Below are 15,720 nucleotides of genomic sequence, written 5' to 3' on the forward strand. Positions count from 1 at the left end.
TCCCGTCACCCCAAACTCAGTTGCACTTTGCCATTCAAGACTCGCTTTTGCGGGCACGCTGTGGTTACATCTGTGTCAACAAGGGAGAGAGAGGGCCCGTCATGCTTGCAACACCGCCTGATTTCGACGTCCTGATCGTCGGTGCCGGGATTTCCGGGATCGGGATGGCCGCGCATATGGGGATGAAGGCCCCGCACCATTCCTATTGCATCGTCGAACGCCGCGACAATCTGGGCGGGACGTGGGATCTGTTCCGCTACCCCGGCATCCGCTCGGACAGCGACATGCACACGCTCGGCTTCGATTTCGAACCCTGGCGGCACGAAAAGAGCATCGCCGATGCCCCCGCGATCCTCGAATATCTCGACCGCATCGTCGACGAGCGCGGCATCCGCCAGCACATCCGCTTCGGCCACAAGGTGGTGAGCGCCGACTTCCACCATGATGACGCGCGCTGGCATGTCGAAATGGAAAAGGCTGACGGCAGCCGCACCCACCTGACCGCCAACTTCCTCTACCTCGGCTCGGGCTACTATGATTACGACGAGCCCTATGACCCCGGCTTCGACTTCGGCGCGTTCGAAGGGCAGGTGGTCCACCCGCAGTTCTGGCCCGAAAACCTCGACTACAAGAACAAGAATGTCGTCGTGATCGGCTCGGGCGCGACGGCTGTGACGATCGTCCCCTCGATGGCGCGCGAGGCGGCGCATGTGACCATGCTCCAGCGCACGCCGACATGGATGTTCACGCGGCCCGCCAAGGATGCGGTGGCGAATTTCCTGCGCGCCGTGCTGCCCGAGAAGCTCGCCTACCGGATCACCCGGTTCAAGAACATCAAGATGCAGGACTTCAGCTTCAAGCTGGCGCGCGACAATCCGCAGAAGGTGAAGGACGCGCTCTACAAGAAGATCGAGAAGTCGCTCGGCCCGGATTACGACAAGGACAGCTTCACCCCGCCCTACAACCCGTGGGAACAGCGCCTGTGCCTGGTGCCCGACGAGGACCTGTTCAAGGCGATGAAGGCGGTCAAGGCCGATGTGGTCACCGGCCATATCGCCAAGTTCGAAAAGGGCGGCGTGCGGCTGACCGACGGCACCTTCCTTCCCGCCGATATCGTCGTGACGGCGACGGGGCTGAAGCTGGCAGTCGCTGGCAAGATCGACGTGCGCGTCGATGGCGAGGCGGTGAAGTTCAACGAGCGGTTCTACTACAAGGGCTGCATGTTCTCAAACCTGCCCAACCTTGCAGTGGTGTTCGGTTATCTCAACGCCAGCTGGACCCTGCGGGCGGACATCAATTCGGACTACGTCTGCCGGGTGCTCGAACACATGCGCACGACCGGCGCGACTATCGCCACCCCGGTGCTGACGCCTGCGGGCGAGGCGGCGATTGTCGAGGATGACGTGTTCGATTTCTCCTCGGGCTACATCCAGCGTGGCAAGCACATCATGCCGCGCAATTCGGTCAGCTATCCCTGGCGGCTCAATCAGGAATATGTCGTCGACCGCAAGCGGATGAAGGATGATCCGCTGACCGACGGCATTCTGACCTTCACCAGGCCCGGTGCCAATGCGCAGCGCGGTGAGGAACAGCTGGAAGCGGCGGAGTAACTGCACTCCTCGTCATTGCGAGGAGCCGACGGCGACGAAGCAATCCATGACCCACCCGCTCGACGGGACGCGGCGGCAGTTCATGGATTGCTTCGCCTCCGGCTCGCAATGACGAAACTCTTTCGGTTTCCCCCGCCTTCGCCTAACCAATGCCCATGACCTCTCCCGAAAAAATCTGGACCGCCGGGCTCATCGTTATTGGCGACGAGATCCTCTCCGGCCGCACGCAGGACAAGAACATCGCCCAGGTCGCGACGTGGTTGCAGGTGCAGGGCATCCGCCTTGCCGAAGTGCGGGTGGTGCCCGATGTCGAGGCGCGGATTATCGAGGCGGTCAACGCGCTCACCCTCGCCTATGACTACCTTTTCACCACCGGCGGGATCGGGCCGACGCATGACGACATCACCGTCGACGCGGTCGCCGCAGCGCTCGGTGTGCCGGTGGTCATCCACCCCGAGGCGCGCGCGCTGCTGGAGCGCTATTATGAAACCCGCGGGGGCCTGAACGAGGGGCGGCTCAGGATGGCGCGGGTGCCGGAAGGCTCGGAGCTGATCCCCAACCGCATGTCGGGCGCTCCGGGCATCCGGCGCGGCAACCTGTTCCTGATGGCGGGCGTGCCACACATCACCGCAGGCATGCTCGACGCGCTCACAGGCCAGCTCGAAGGCGGCGCGCCACTCCTGTCCGAAACGCTCGGCTGCTGGGTCGCCGAAAGCGAGGTCGCCGATCTGCTGCGCCAGACCGAAGCGGCGCATGCCACCTGCCAGATCGGCTCTTACCCGTTCTTCCGCGAAGGCCGGGTAGGGGCGAATTTCGTGATCCGCTCCGTCAGCGCCGAAGACCTCAAGGCCTGCGCCGACAGCCTGACGGAGGGGCTCACCAGCAATGGCCATGCGGTCACGCCCGGCGGCATCTAGCGCGCCAAGAGACATCATCACCCGCTCTTAACCCTCTTGCACTATACCGCCCGGGTCATGACGCGGGTCTTCATCACGATTGATACCGAGTATTCCTCGGGACTTTACACCGGGCCGGGGGCGGCAGACCGGGCGGACAACTTTGCCCGCTCGATCGCGTGCCACACGCCGCAAGGCCCGGCAGGCGTCGCACACAAGCTCGCTCTGCTTGGCCGCCACGGCCAGAAGGCAGTGTTCTTCGTCGATCCCATGCCCGCGCTGGTGTGGGGCGTGGCCGCGATCGAAGACATTGTTGGCCCCATTCTCGCCGCCGGGCAGGATGTGCAGCTGCATTGCCACACGGAATGGCTCGGCCTGGCCGGGGCCGCCAACCCGCTCGCGTCAAAGCGCACCGGCCAGAACCTCGCCGACTTCCCGCTCGATGAGCAATGCCAGATCCTCGACTTTGCCCGCACCACGCTGATGGCCGCAGGCGCGCCTGCGCCAGTCGCGTTCCGGGCGGGCAATTATGGCGCCAATGACGATACCCTGCGCGCGCTTGCCAGCCTCGGCATCGCCTATGATACGAGCCATTGTCCGGCGATGGTCGGTCAGAGCGCGTGCCGGATCAGCCTCGGCAGCGACGTGCACGACCCGCTGGAGCATATGGGCGTGATCGAAGTCCCCGTCGGCAGTATCGGCGCGATGGGTGGAGGGCAGCGCCATGCCCAGATCACCGCACTGTCCTTGGGCGAGATGCTCGCCGCGATCCGCCATGCGGCGGCAAGTGGGCAGGAGACCTTCACCCTCGTCAGCCATTCCTTCGAACTGATCAACCGCCGCAAGCTGGCCGCCAACCGCGTGGTGCGCCATCGCTTCGCCGGGCTCGTCAAGGCGCTTGAGACCATGTCCGGAGTAACGACGGGGACCTACGCGGAGACCCCGCCCCGCGTGCGCTCGCCGATCCGGGCCAGCCAGCCGCTGCCACCCAGCGCGTTGCGGACGGGACGGCGATTGGCCGAACAATTCGTCTCCAACGCGCTTTACGGCGCGCTCTAGGGACGCGCCGTGGGCACCGCCGCCATCGACTTCACCGTGGGATCGCGCCGCCTGCTGAGCGTGCCGCGCCAGCTTTCCACCTGGGCCTTCAGCCTGGAAGATGTGCTCGCCGGCGCCCTGCCCGCTGCGCCGCCAAGCGGGCGTGATGGGGTGCGGGTGCTGTCCGCCCCGACCGCGCGCCTTGCCGAGATCACCGCGCGCTATCCCGGTTTCATTGCCGGTGGGCGGCAGGATTACCGCCGCCACTACATCGACATGGACCAGAGCTTCGATGACTACATGGCGCAGTTCTCGGGCAAGACCCGCTCGACCCTGCGGCGCAAGGCACGCAAGCTGGCGGACGACGCCGGTGGCTACACCGTCACCGAACACCGCACCCCGGCCGAGATCGAAGCCTTCCTTGCCGCCGCGCTGCCGCTGTCGGCGCGCACCTATCAGGCGCGGTTGCTCGATGCCGGATTGCCCGAAAGCCCCGAGGCCCGCCGCGCGATGCTGGAGGCGGCCGAGGCTGACCGGATGCGCGCCTTCCTGCTCCACGCGGGCGGACAGGCGGTCGCCTACCTGTCGCTGCCGCTGGCCGGGCAGACGCTGGTCTATGCGTATCTGGGCTATGACCCCGATTGGGCGCGGCTGTCGGTTGGCACGGTGCTTCAGATGGACGCGCTCGAACGCCTGTTTGCCGAGCAGCGCTACCGCTGGTTCGATTTCACCGAGGGCGACGGTGCGCACAAGCAGATGTTCGGCACCCATGCGGCCGCCTGCTCCAGCCTCGTGCTGCTGGAGCCGACGCTCGCCAATCGCACGCTCCTGGGCGCGCGGGCAGGGTTTGATGCGAGCGTGCTTGGCGCCAAGGCGCTGGCGGAACGCTCAGGGGCGCTGGGACGGATCCGCGCCCTGCTGCGGGCCTGATCTGCCGCGCATGGCCGCAGCCGCGCGGCGGCGGTTGCTCTCCTGCGCGCGCACCTGCGCCACCAGCGCCGAACGGCCCGACGGTGCACCGCTGAGCGACCCGTAACGCAGCGCCAGATAGAGCCACATCGCCGCAACAACGCCGAGCAGCACACTGGCTGCGATACCGAGGCGCAGGTCGTAATTGATCAACATCCCATCGGCGGCGAGTGCCACGCCAGCCACCAGCCACTTGGGCGAGAGCCATCCGGCAAGGCGTTCGGAAGCAAAGGGCATGAGCGACCTCTTTCATGAACCGCGGCCGAAGGGGGAGGAGGGGCGCCGCGAGAACCCTTATCAAATGGTACAACGCGCGGCGAAGACAAGGGGTCCGAATGACTTATGCCGAACGCAAAAGGGGCCGGAAGCGCGCGGCTTCCGACCCCTCATATGCTGTCAGCGGAGCTGTAGGAGAGTAGCTTACGCCCCTTCGACTTCCGAAAGGTCGACCTTCAGGCCCGGGCCCATGCTCGAGGTCATGGTGACCTTGCGCACATACTTGCCCTTGGCGCCAGCAGGCTTGGACTTCACCACCGCTTCGGTCAGCGCCTTGAAGTTGGCCTTCAGCGCGTCATCGGTGAAGCTCAGCTTGCCGATGCCCGAGTGGATGATGCCCTGCTTTTCGACGCGGTATTCGACCTGGCCGCTCTTGGCGTCCTTGACCGCTTGCGCGACGTTGGGGGTGACGGTGCCGAGCTTGGGGTTCGGCATCAGGCCCTTGGGACCCAGGATCTTGCCGAGACGACCCACGACGCCCATCATATCGGGCGAGGCGATGACGCGGCCATAATCGAGGTTGCCGGCCAGCATGTCTTCCATCAGGTCTTCCGCACCGACCTTGTCAGCGCCCGCAGCCAGCGCCTTTTCGGCGTTGTCGCCGCGCGCGAACACGGCAACCTTGACGTCCTTGCCGGTGCCCGAGGGCAGCGAGACCATGCCACGGACCATCTGGTCAGCGTGGCGCGGGTCGACGCCGAGGTTCATGGCGACTTCGACGGTCTCGTCGAACTTGGTCTTGTACTCACGCAGCACAGCCAGCGCTTCTTCGACCGTGTAGAGCTTTTCGCGATCGAGCGCGGCCAGCACCTTGGCCTTCTTGGTGATCTTGGTCATGTGCTTAGCCCTCCACCACTTCGAGGCCCATCGAGCGGGCGCTACCGGCGATGATCTTCATCGCCTGATCAATGTCATTCGCGTTGAGATCAACCATCTTGGCTTCAGCGATCTCGCGAATCTGCGAGCTCTTGATGGTGCCAGCCGACACCTTGCCGGGCTCCTTCGAGCCCGACTTGAGGTTGGCGGCCTTCTTGATGAAGTAGGTCGCCGGCGCGGTCTTGGTGACGAAGGTAAAGGAGCGGTCGCCGTAAACCGTGATCACGGTCGGGATCGGCATGCCCTTTTCCATTTCCTGCGTGGCGGCGTTGAACGCCTTGCAGAATTCCATGATGTTCACGCCGCGCTGACCCAGCGCCGGGCCGATCGGCGGCGAGGGGGTGGCAGAGCCCGCGGGCACCTGCAGCTTGATATAGCCTTCGATTTTCTTGGCCATGAGGCCTTACTCCTGTCGCACTGTTGCCCGGCTGTTTCCATCCGGGCTCATGTTAAGCGGTCCAGCGCCTCTGCTTCGTGCATTGCAGAGGCTCCCGCACGGAATCACCGGCCTCGGGGGCCAGCGAAGGCGCGCGCATAGCGGTTTTGCCGCGCAATGCAAGCCCGCGGCCCCATCCCAGCGCCTGCCAATGCTCAGCATGGCGGCTGAGGGCGGCGCTGGAGACATTGGCCAGAAACAGGAACTGTGCCGCGATCAGGATGCCTCATCGGCACATCGCAACCTACGGACCCCCGGTGTATAGCTGTCGGCACGCCCGTCAGGCGGCGAGGCTGTCTCCGGTTTCCTTGCTCAAGAGCGCGCGGAACCCACGCTCATCCAGCGGCGGACTGAGCAAAAATCCCTGGACCTGCGTGCACCCCTCTGCGCGCAGTTGGTCAAGCTGGGCCTGCGTCTCGATCCCCTCGGCGGTTGTCGTCATCCCGAGGCTAGCCCCCAGACTCGCGACCGCCTGAACGATCGCCGCCGCGTCCGCACGACTATCCATGTCAGCCACGAAGGATCGGTCGATCTTGATCTTGTCGAAGGGGAACGAACGCAAATAGCTCAGGCTGGAATAGCCGGTCCCAAAATCATCGAGCGCGATGCGAACGCCGAGCGCCTTGAGTTGGTGCAGCAGCTCAACGGTCCCGAGGTCGCTCTGCATCAGGACCCCCTCTGTGATCTCCAATTCGAGTCGGCTGGGGCTCAGCCCGGCATTGATGAGTGCCGATGTGATCACGCTCACCAGCCCCGGGTGCTGAAACTGGACGGGGGACAGGTTGACCGCCAGACGGACATGCTCGGGCCAGGTTGAGGCGACATGGCAGGCGTGCTGAAGGATCCATTGGCCGAGTGGAACAATCAGTCCAATCTCTTCGGCCAGCGGGATGAACTCGTCCGGCGGAACAAGCCGCCCGTCGGACAGGCGCCAGCGAACCAGCGCTTCAGCCGCGACAATACGGGCCGACGCCAGGTCGACCAGTGGCTGGAAATCGAGTTGGAACTGGCCATCGGCGAGGGCTCGGCGAAGGTCCATTTCCAGCTTCCGCCGCTCCTGAATCCGCAACCCCATCTCGGCGTCGAAGAAGCGGAAAATCCCGCGCCCCTCAGCCTTCGCGCGATACAGCGCCATGTCCGCTGTGCGGAGCAACCCTTGGGGATCGTTGCCATCGCGCGGAGCCAGCGCAATCCCGACGCTGAGCCCGATGCTCACCGCTTGTCCCTCAATCTCATAGGCCGCGCCGACGCTGTTGATCAGGTCAGCAGCCAGCACGCTTGCTTCTTCGGGTCCGGCACCGGTCACGAACAGCACGAATTCGTCCCCGCCGATCCGCGCGACAAGGCTGCGGTCGACCGGTACGTTGGCTAACAGACGCTTTGTCACCTGGACCAGAAGCGCATCTCCGGCAGCGTGACCAAGAGTGTCATTGACCGCCTTGAACCGGTCGAGATCGAGACAGAGCACCGCAAGCCGACGCCGGCCACGACATAGGGACAGTGCTTTTGCCAACTGCTCATCAAATTCCACGCGATTGGGCAGGTCCGTCAAACAGTCGTGGCGCGCCATATGGGCGATCCGGGCATCCGCAGCGCGGCGTTGGGTGATGTCACGCACGACATCCACCCAGCCGATGAAGTTGTCATTGGCATCGAACACAAGCCGGGGAGAGCTCTCGATCCAGACAGGCTGCCCATCCGCCTTCAGGACGCGGTATTCCGTTGTTTCCTTCCGCACTTGGCACCGCTCGGCCAGTTGCGCGCGGAAGGCCTCGCTGATGCGTTCCGCATCATCGGGATGGATCAAATCGCTGACATAATGACCGATCAGGCTTTCGGGCTCCCGCCCGAGCAAGTGCTTGACCGATCGCGATACGAACTCAATCTGTCCGCTCGCCGAGGTTCGCAGCACCACATCACGAATATTTTCGGCGACAAAGCGGAATGCCCGCTCCGATTCCACGAGCCTATTCGTATCGGCGAGCTCGGTCACATCGCTCATCGTTCCCAGGAACCAGATCTCCCCATCTTCGTCGGGAGGCAACTCGACCGCCTTGACGATGACGTGGCGAACCTCCCCGTTGGGTCTCACGACGCGTTCGTGCCAGCTATGGGATCCGCCGGCCGCAAGAAGCTTTCGCCATTGCCGCGCGACATAGTTGGCATCGTCAGGGTGGTTCAGTTTGAAGACCGTCTCGTTGTTGGGCGGTTCGGACCCACGGGGAAGCCCGTAAATGTCGAACATTCCCTCGCTCCATAGGACCGTCCAGCGGCCTTTGGGGAGGACCGCCCACGTGCCCTGTCCGACATTGTCGAGGGCCTCGATGGCAAGGGAGGTGAGATCACTTCGCTTCATGCCGCCGTTCTGCGAACGACGCCATATAAAATCAGTATGTTACTGGATACGTGATTCTACTTTCGCAGCGCATGTCATGAACTTTGGCGAAGCGATGTGGCGTCTGCCATGGCAGGGGCCTATGACCCGCGAACGGCGGCACCATCCTGCACGGCGCGCGGCGGCTTGAGCCCCTTGGTGCGGCTGGTGAGGTGGAATTGGTGGCACAGCGCGCACTTGTAGGTGCGCAAGGTCACATCGGCGCGCAGCGCCACGGCATCCGCGTCCTCGCGGGATGCATAGCGACGCTTGCGGTTGCAGATGCCGGGGCGGGTTTGCATCGACGCATCATGAAGGCGGCAGAACGGCCTCGCAAGAGGCCGCGAGCGCACGCGCGCGAGCCGCGGGCGCTCAGAGGAGCGCAGCGACGAAGGAACAGCGCCGAGGACGCACCCGCGGAGGCGGGTGCGGAACCTCACTTCGCCAGTTCGACGTGCTCGAAATCGAGTTCCACCGGGGTGGCGCGGCCGAAGATCGACACCGAAACCTTGACCTTCGCCTTGTCGAAATCGAGCTCTTCCACGATCCCGTTGAAGCTGGCGAACGGGCCGTCGAGCACCTTGACCGAATCGCCGATCTCGTAATCGACGCTGATCTCGCGCTTGGGGGCCGCCTGCGCGTCGGCGACGCCGCCGAAATAGCGCGCAGCTTCCTTTTCCGAGATCGCCTGCGGCTTGTTCATCGAGCCGAGGAAGCCGGTCACCTTGGGGGTGTTCTTGACGAGGTGATAGACATCGTCGGTCAGGTTGAGCTTGGCCAGCACGTAACCGGGCATGAACTTGCGTTCGACCTGCACCTTCTTGCCGCGCTTCACTTCGGTGACGGTCTCGGTCGGCACCTGCACTTCTTCGACCCCGTCCGACAGGCCGAGCCGTTCGGCTTCCGCAATGATCGCGTCGCGAACCTTGTTCTCGAAACCGGAGTAAGCGTGGATGATGTACCAGCGAGCCATGGAGAGTCCTTGGAAATAGAGATCTGACGGGCAGAAAAATCGGGCGCGCCGTGCGCCTTATTGCAGCAGGCTGATCGCGCCGCGCACGATCGCGCCGAAGAGGCTATCGATACCGAGGAAGAAGATCGAGAGAATCATCATGAAGATGAACACGAAGATCGCCGTGCGCACGGTTTCCTCGCGGGTCGGCCAGACGATCTTGTTCGTCTCGGCCTTGACCTGACTGAAGAACTCGCCGGGCGAGGTCTTGCGCTTTTTCTCTTCAACCTTGCCGAGTTCGGCGTTCTTCTGATCGGCCATGATAGCCTGTTCCTTCGCGTAATGCCTGCTCGTCCTGTCCGAGACGGCTTTCAGGTAGGGGGCCGCGCCGCCCGGGACAAGGTCGCCGGAGGGGCTGGAGATCTACCGATGTCGGATAAGACGCCGAGGCTCTTACGCGCGGGACAGCGCAAATGCAAGATTGCTTGGGGCCCGCGTGCGTGCGCGGGCAGCGCGTCTCAGCGCGTCCCGAACAGGCGCGCGATCAGGCTGCCGCTGGACTGCATGGGCTGGAGCGGGCCATGAATCGCCCGCCCCCGCGCCGGATCGCGGGTGGGACGCGGGCTGACCCACTGATCGGGCCGCGAGGAACGGAAGGTGTAGGCGCTCATCCTGTGTCTCCTGTGCGAGGGCGGTCAATCGGTTCGTCGACAGGAATACACGGTTCGCCTTGCGGGATGATGAACGGCGGGGCGGTAGGAGCGCTGAGTGGCACGCGAAATGCGCAGGCCGACGCCAGCGGCATTTCCTAGGACAAGCTTTCATAGAGGCGGAAGATTCGGCGCCAGAGGCGCCGCAAGGCCGACCGGCCGCCCGCAGCGACGCGACCTTCAGGTCGCATGAGCGAGGATTTCGCAGGCCTGAGGGGCTGCGGCACAAAAAGCAAGTCTCAGCCGGGAGAACGAGCCCGCGGAGGCGGGTTCGAAAAACAGTATCGACGCCGCAGGCGTCGCGAGGCCACGCGGCCGAGCCGCAGCGGCCCGGAGTGAAGCGAAGCGAAACGGAGGATCAGCCGCGAGGACGAACCGGCGGAGGCCGGTTCGGAACAAACAACGATGGCAGGGGTGTGCGGACTCGAACCGCAGGCCCTCGGTTTTGGAGACCGATGCTCTACCAACTGAGCTACACCCCTGCAGCGCGTTGGAGCGGTGCCTTTATCGAAGGCTTATCCGATAGGCAATGCTCTTTGCCTCATCGCGCGCGGCCATGTATTCTGCGCTGCAACCATGCACGCGCCGATCCGCCCTCCCATCCCCGTCGAGACCCTGCTGCTGGCCTATCGCAGCGGGATTTTCCCGATGGCGGACACGCGCGAAGATGCCGAGGTGTTCTGGGTCGAACCGCGTGACCGGGCGATCATTCCGCTGGACGGACTGCATGTCTCCAGGAGCTTGCGCAAGGTGCTGCGCGCGGATCGCTTCACCGTGACGGTCGATCGCGCCTTCGAGCAAGTGATCCGCACCTGTGCCGAGCCGCGCGCCGACCATCCCGAAACCTGGATCAGCGAACGGATCGTGCAGAGCTATATCGGCCTCCACCGCGCCGGGCACGCCCATTCGGTCGAATGCTGGCTGGCGGGTGAGGATGGCGCGCCGCAGCTGGTGGGCGGGCTTTACGGGGTCAGCTTCGACCGGGTGTTCTGCGGCGAGAGCATGTTCAGCCGGGTGCCGGATGCCAGCAAGGTCGCGCTCGCATGGCTGGTGGCGATGATGCGGCGCGCGGGGTTCGCGCTGCTCGACTGCCAGTTCATGACCGAGCACCTGCGCGCCATGGGTGCGACCGAGCTGGCGCAGGCGGATTATCGAAGGTTGGTGGAGCAGGCCAGGGGCCAGCCGCATGACAGCCTTGGCACCGCGTGGCGCCACTTCAGCGGCGGCTATGCGTCGGGAGTAGGTGCCGCGCTGGGTGCCGCCGTGGGCGTGGCCGAAGGGCGCGCGGCAGGCTTGCCCGATGCTTGGGGCGACGGGGCGGCCGAACCTTCCTCGCCCGGGAAGCGCATCGTGCAATCCTTGACCCAGACATCATAGACCGGGTGTTCGACCACGTTGAGGCTGGGCGATTCGAGGAACAGCCAACCGGAGAAGACGCGCTTGTGCTGCGCTTCGCCCCGGCCTCTGATATCGACCTGCACGAAGGCCGCGGTCTGCTGCGGCATTTCCCACGGCGCGGTGCGCTCGCAAGCGGATACGCGGACGATCACCGGACCGGTCTCGCGGCTTTCGCCGGGTTTGAGCTTGATCTCTTCGGAGACATTGTTGCGCTTGTTGAGGAGGCCGAGCACCGCAACGCGCTCGTTCATCGGGGTCGCGCCGTAATCATTAACCGGTGCGGCAGGGCTGGCCGCAGCCTCGGGGCTTGCCTCACCCAGCGGCACCACCACCGCTTCGTTCTGCGATGTGCCCATGTCGCACGCGGCCAGCATCAGCACACTCGCCAGCGGAAGGGTCAGGCGCAACTGCCGCACCGCGCGCCTCAGCTGTCCGCGCTGCCGGGGGTCCACGCTTCGTAATCGCCGACAGCGCGGGCGCGCTGGCCGCCGCGCTCCAGAGCGCCTTGCGGGCGATAGGCCTGAACGGTGCCGGTGGCGTTGGGCGTGTAATCCGCCTCCCAGATCCGCGGCGGGGGCAGGTGGCTTTCGGGCACATCGTCATAGGTGCCGTGCAGCCAGCCGTGCCATTCAGCCGGAACGCGGCTCGCATCATTGGCGCCGTTGTAGATCACCCAGCGCTTTTCGCGGCTGGTGTAAGAGCCGGTGTTGTGCGCCGCTGCTTTCGGCTTTTCGCGGTAGTACTTGTTGCCCGCGCCATCGGTGCCGACATGCTCGCCGCCCGCGCGGCTCGCCCAGAGCTGCGTGCCAAGCGTGGCACCGTCCCACCAGGTGAAGATTTTTCCAAGGATACCCATAGGCCGTGCGCCTAGCGGATTAGAACAGGCGCGCCAAGGGAGACTCTTCGGTTTAGGAACCCAAAGTCCCTCCCAGATGCATCGCAATGGGGAGGTGGCCGAGGCCATCAGGCCTCGGTCGGAGGGGTAAGGGCGGCGCAGGAACGCCTCCTCGGTCAGCCGCCTGCGGCGTCTGCCACCTCCCCATCCCTGCGGGACGGGGAGGGACCGTGCGCTCAGTAACTTACCCTGTCCCCCGGCACGATCCCGAGCTCCTTCGCCCGGCCCGCGCGCAGTTCCAGCACCGCGCTGGCCAGCCCGCTCGATCGCACCGAATCGAGCGAATAGGGCACGGTGTTCGCCGCGATATTGCTGATCCGCCCGTCCGGCCCGATGAAGATGATATCAAGCGAGAGCGGGGTGTTCTTCATCCAGAAGCTCTTCGGCTCGGGCACGGCGGAGGGGAAGATCATGCCCTCGTTATCGCCCAGCGACGTACGGAACATGAGGCCCTTGGCCTGCGCCTCAGGGGTGGCGGCGACTTCGACCTTGAAGGCCAACTTCTTCGTCCCGCGCTCGACCACGAGGTCGATCACCTCAAGGCCCGAGACCGGGTGGCGCGTCGCCGTGGCCGGAGCCGGCGTCTGCGCGCTGGCAGTGGTTGTCCCGGGCGAACAGGCCGCAAGCAGTCCCGCGGCCATGACCGCGCTTGCCAAGAGGTGCCTCACCATTGGTCGTCCATCCCTTCCTCTTCGGCCGCTTCGCCGAGCCATTTGTCCACATCCTCAAGGCTCCGGGCCGCGAGGATGAAGCGTGCATGCTCGTATTGGTGGCCTGCGCGCAGCATTGCTGCAACGGCTTTTTCGTAGGCCTTGCGCGCGGCCAGCGGGTCGCCGCCCTCCTCGGATGAGGCACCATAGGGGCCCAGCCGCCGCTTCCGCGCCATCAGCGCAGCGGCGCGGCGGCTTGCGGCCTCGCCGGGGGCGTGGGCCTGACGCAGCCCCTCGTCCACACCGGCATGGCGCAAGCTCTCCTCGACCCGGCGCGCGCCATAGCCTCTTGCACCAAGATCGCGGGCGCGCATCCGGGCATAGGCATCGTCATCGACGTATCCCAGCTCCACCAAACGGGCGACGAGCGCGGGAATGTCGATCTCCACCGTTCGGCCATCTCCGTCTTCGGCGAGGCCCCGCTCCCTGATCTTGCGCAGGAGATAGCCCTCGAGCCGCGCGCCGGTGGTGGCGAAACGGGCGGCGTAATGCAGCGCCAAATCGCGCAAAGCGGCCTCTCCCAGCGGAGGTTTCACCCGCTTCGCCGTCCGGCGTTCCTGCCCGGAATCCTCCCCGGTTCGACGACCGGGTGACGACGAATTCGCTTTACGTGAAACCATTTCGCCTTATTCGCGCCACTTTCTTTATCAAATGCGGAACATTGATCACTGCCGGATTATGCCCGGCGACACGGGGTTATGCCAGAGCGCGTACATGATGCTGTCATGAAACGCGCCGCAACTGACGGGTATCGTTGAAAAATATGACCGAGGCCGTTTTGACGCCGACGCCGAATGACTGCGATCTGCCGCGGGTCCGTGCGCAATTTGCAACCTTCAATGACGCGATCGACTATGCTGCGCAGAGCCGAAAAGGGCTCAATTTTCACGACATGCGGGGGGAACTGGCACGCGTCTACCCCTATACGACCATGCGCGAAGATGCCTTGATCATGGCCCGGCGCCTGATCGCGGCGGGGATCGGCAAGGAAGACCGCGTCGCCTTGATCGCCGAGACCGGCGCCGATTTCGCCGCCCTGTTCTGCGCCTGCGTCTATGCCGGGGCATGGCCCGTGCCGCTGCCGCTGCCGACCACCTTTGGCGGCAAGGACAATTTCATCGACCAGCTGGCGATTCAGCTGCAAAGCTCGGACCCGAAGATCCTCCTCTACCCCGAGGAGATCGCCGAGATGGCCGCCACTGCCGCCGCCCGTCAGGGCTGCGAGGCGCAAAGCTGGCAGGATTTCGCGAACCGCCCCGCGCCGGACTGTGACCTGCCGACCGCCAGCCCGGACGATATCTGCTACTTGCAGTACTCCTCCGGATCGACCCGCTTCCCGACCGGCGTCGCCGTCACGCACCGGGCGCTGCTGCACAACCTCTATGGTCACGCGACCACGATGAACCTCGGCGAGAACGACCGCTGCGTCAGCTGGCTGCCGTGGTATCACGACATGGGGCTGGTTGGCTGCCTGCTCTCGCTGATCGCCAATCAGGTGTCCGGCGATTACCTCAAGCCCGATGCCTTTGCCCGCCGCCCGCTGGCGTGGCTCGACATGATCAGCCGCAATCCGGGCAACACGCTCTCCTACTCGCCCACCTTCGGCTACGACATCTGTGCGCGCCGTATTTCCAGCCAGAGCAATGTCGCCGAACGCTTTGACCTGTCGCGCTGGCGGATCGCAGGCAATGGCGCGGACATGATCCGCCCGGACGTGATGCAGAACTTCGTCAACGCCTTTGCGCCCGCCAGGTTCAAGGCGGCTTCCTTCACCCCCTCCTACGGCCTTGCCGAAGCAGTGCTGGCGGTGACGGTGATGCCGCCGGGCGAAGGCATCCGCGTCGAATTGGTCGAAGAGGAGCGCCTGTCGGGCGCGCCGCGCGATCTGTCACGCCCGGCCCGCTACCGCGCGATCGTCAATTGCGGCAAGGCTCTGCCTGACATGGACGTCGCCATCAAGGGCGAGGACGGCAGCCGCCGGGGCGATCACCAGATCGGCAAGGTCTGGTGCCGCGGCCCCAGCGTGATGCACTCCTATTTCCGCAACCCCGAAGCGACCAATGACTGCCTCGTCGACGGCTGGCTCGACACCGGCGATATGGGCTACACCGCCAATGGCTATCTGTTCATCGTCGGCCGGGCGAAGGACATGATCATCATCAACGGCAAGAACCACTGGCCGCAGGACATCGAGTGGGCGGTGGAACAGCTCCCCGGCTTCAACCACGGCGACATCGCGGCGTTCTCGATCGAGATGGAAAACGGCGAGGAAGCCCCCGCGGTGCTGGTGCATTGCAAGGTCTCCGACCCCGAAGAGCGCGTGAAGCTGCGCGACCAGATCGCTGACAAGGTGCGTTCGGTCACCGGGATGAGCTGCATCGTCGAACTCGTTCCCCCCCGCACCCTGCCGCGCACTTCCTCGGGCAAACTCAGCCGCGCCAAGGCGAAGAAGCTCTATCTGGCGGGCGAAATCGTGCCGATCGATCTGGCGGCTTAGTTCGTCAATGAGATAAGCCGTTGATAAGGCTCCATATTGGTGTTAGCAGAGACACCAGTTAGTCGGACGCCGACCCCAGCTCG

The 15,720-nt window shown here is 64.7% G+C and carries 17 protein-coding genes, 1 tRNA gene and 1 pseudogene; 6 read left to right on the forward strand and 13 right to left on the reverse strand.

The window, feature by feature from the left end:
* Window positions 1-101: 101 nt before the first annotated feature.
* The 4 genes from ACLBKT_RS11990 to ACLBKT_RS12005 all read left to right on the forward strand — a co-directional run bounded on the left by ACLBKT_RS11990 (window position 102) and on the right by ACLBKT_RS12005 (window position 4,474).
* The gene (locus tag ACLBKT_RS11990) at window positions 102-1,610 is read left to right on the forward strand and encodes a flavin-containing monooxygenase (protein ID WP_410183147.1); all 1,509 of its coding nucleotides are present in this window, start codon (window positions 102-104) and stop codon (window positions 1,608-1,610) included.
* Between the two features lie 155 nt (window positions 1,611-1,765).
* The gene (locus tag ACLBKT_RS11995; protein WP_410183148.1) at window positions 1,766-2,527 is read left to right on the forward strand and encodes a competence/damage-inducible protein A; all 762 of its coding nucleotides are present in this window, start codon (window positions 1,766-1,768) and stop codon (window positions 2,525-2,527) included.
* Between the two features lie 57 nt (window positions 2,528-2,584).
* A complete protein-coding gene (locus ACLBKT_RS12000) occupies window positions 2,585-3,565 on the forward strand; it encodes a polysaccharide deacetylase family protein (protein WP_410183149.1) in 981 nt (326 codons plus the stop codon).
* Window positions 3,566-3,574: 9 nt separating this feature from the next.
* Entirely contained in the window at window positions 3,575-4,474 is a 900-nt protein-coding gene (locus ACLBKT_RS12005; protein WP_410183150.1) for a GNAT family N-acetyltransferase, read from the forward strand.
* Here ACLBKT_RS12005 and ACLBKT_RS12010 read toward each other — a convergent pair.
* The 9 genes from ACLBKT_RS12010 to ACLBKT_RS12050 all read right to left on the reverse strand — a co-directional run bounded on the left by ACLBKT_RS12010 (window position 4,433) and on the right by ACLBKT_RS12050 (window position 10,619).
* Complete coding sequence (locus ACLBKT_RS12010; RefSeq protein ID WP_410183151.1) at window positions 4,433-4,750, reverse strand: hypothetical protein; 318 nt, start codon at window positions 4,748-4,750, stop codon at window positions 4,433-4,435. The genes ACLBKT_RS12005 and ACLBKT_RS12010 overlap by 42 nt on opposite strands.
* A gap of 183 nt (window positions 4,751-4,933) precedes the next feature.
* Complete coding sequence (gene rplA, locus ACLBKT_RS12015) at window positions 4,934-5,626, reverse strand: 50S ribosomal protein L1 (protein ID WP_410183152.1); 693 nt, start codon at window positions 5,624-5,626, stop codon at window positions 4,934-4,936.
* Between the two features lie 4 nt (window positions 5,627-5,630).
* A complete protein-coding gene (gene rplK, locus ACLBKT_RS12020) occupies window positions 5,631-6,062 on the reverse strand; it encodes a 50S ribosomal protein L11 (protein ID WP_410183153.1) in 432 nt (143 codons plus the stop codon).
* Between the two features lie 319 nt (window positions 6,063-6,381).
* Window positions 6,382-8,457 (reverse strand): putative bifunctional diguanylate cyclase/phosphodiesterase, encoded by a 2,076-nt coding sequence (locus ACLBKT_RS12025; protein WP_410183154.1) that lies wholly within the window; start codon window positions 8,455-8,457, stop codon window positions 6,382-6,384.
* A 119-nt stretch (window positions 8,458-8,576) separates the two neighbouring features.
* A complete protein-coding gene (locus tag ACLBKT_RS12030) occupies window positions 8,577-8,777 on the reverse strand; it encodes a hypothetical protein (protein ID WP_410183155.1) in 201 nt (66 codons plus the stop codon).
* Between the two features lie 134 nt (window positions 8,778-8,911).
* On the reverse strand, window positions 8,912-9,448 hold the full coding sequence (gene nusG / locus ACLBKT_RS12035) for a transcription termination/antitermination protein NusG (protein WP_410183156.1): 537 nt from the start codon (window positions 9,446-9,448) through the stop codon (window positions 8,912-8,914).
* Window positions 9,449-9,505: 57 nt separating this feature from the next.
* The gene (gene secE / locus ACLBKT_RS12040; protein ID WP_410183157.1) at window positions 9,506-9,748 is read right to left on the reverse strand and encodes a preprotein translocase subunit SecE; all 243 of its coding nucleotides are present in this window, start codon (window positions 9,746-9,748) and stop codon (window positions 9,506-9,508) included.
* Window positions 9,749-9,945: 197 nt separating this feature from the next.
* On the reverse strand, window positions 9,946-10,098 hold the full coding sequence (locus ACLBKT_RS12045; protein ID WP_410183158.1) for a hypothetical protein: 153 nt from the start codon (window positions 10,096-10,098) through the stop codon (window positions 9,946-9,948).
* Window positions 10,099-10,543: 445 nt separating this feature from the next.
* Window positions 10,544-10,619: transfer RNA gene (locus ACLBKT_RS12050), tRNA-Trp, on the reverse strand.
* 94 nt (window positions 10,620-10,713) lie between these two features.
* Between ACLBKT_RS12050 and aat the strand changes: the two genes are divergently transcribed.
* Window positions 10,714-11,514, forward strand: coding sequence for a leucyl/phenylalanyl-tRNA--protein transferase (gene aat / locus ACLBKT_RS12055; protein ID WP_410183159.1), 801 nt, complete (start codon window positions 10,714-10,716; stop codon window positions 11,512-11,514).
* Between the two features lie 35 nt (window positions 11,515-11,549).
* Here the strand turns inward: aat and ACLBKT_RS12060 are convergent.
* The 4 genes and pseudogenes from ACLBKT_RS12060 to ACLBKT_RS12075 form a co-directional block, all read right to left on the reverse strand.
* Window positions 11,550-11,909, reverse strand: a pseudogene (locus tag ACLBKT_RS12060) (DUF2155 domain-containing protein); the annotation flags it as partial.
* Between the two features lie 50 nt (window positions 11,910-11,959).
* Window positions 11,960-12,391 carry an NADH:ubiquinone oxidoreductase subunit NDUFA12 gene (locus tag ACLBKT_RS12065; RefSeq protein WP_410183160.1) on the reverse strand — a complete coding sequence of 144 codons (432 nt, stop codon included), beginning with the start codon at window positions 12,389-12,391 and terminating at the stop codon, window positions 11,960-11,962.
* A gap of 215 nt (window positions 12,392-12,606) precedes the next feature.
* The gene (locus tag ACLBKT_RS12070; RefSeq protein ID WP_410183161.1) at window positions 12,607-13,101 is read right to left on the reverse strand and encodes a DUF192 domain-containing protein; all 495 of its coding nucleotides are present in this window, start codon (window positions 13,099-13,101) and stop codon (window positions 12,607-12,609) included.
* Complete coding sequence (locus ACLBKT_RS12075) at window positions 13,095-13,760, reverse strand: regulatory protein RecX (protein ID WP_410183162.1); 666 nt, start codon at window positions 13,758-13,760, stop codon at window positions 13,095-13,097. The genes ACLBKT_RS12070 and ACLBKT_RS12075 overlap by 7 nt, the downstream gene beginning before the upstream one ends.
* A 143-nt stretch (window positions 13,761-13,903) precedes the next feature.
* On the opposite strand from ACLBKT_RS12075, the gene ACLBKT_RS12080 reads away from it, so the two are divergent.
* Entirely contained in the window at window positions 13,904-15,637 is a 1,734-nt protein-coding gene (locus ACLBKT_RS12080) for a fatty acyl-AMP ligase (protein WP_410183163.1), read from the forward strand.
* Window positions 15,638-15,720 lie beyond the last annotated feature (83 nt).

Origin of the sequence: Erythrobacter sp. W302b, assembly GCF_046452395.1 — a bacterium.
Lineage (GTDB): Bacteria > Pseudomonadota > Alphaproteobacteria > Sphingomonadales > Sphingomonadaceae > Erythrobacter.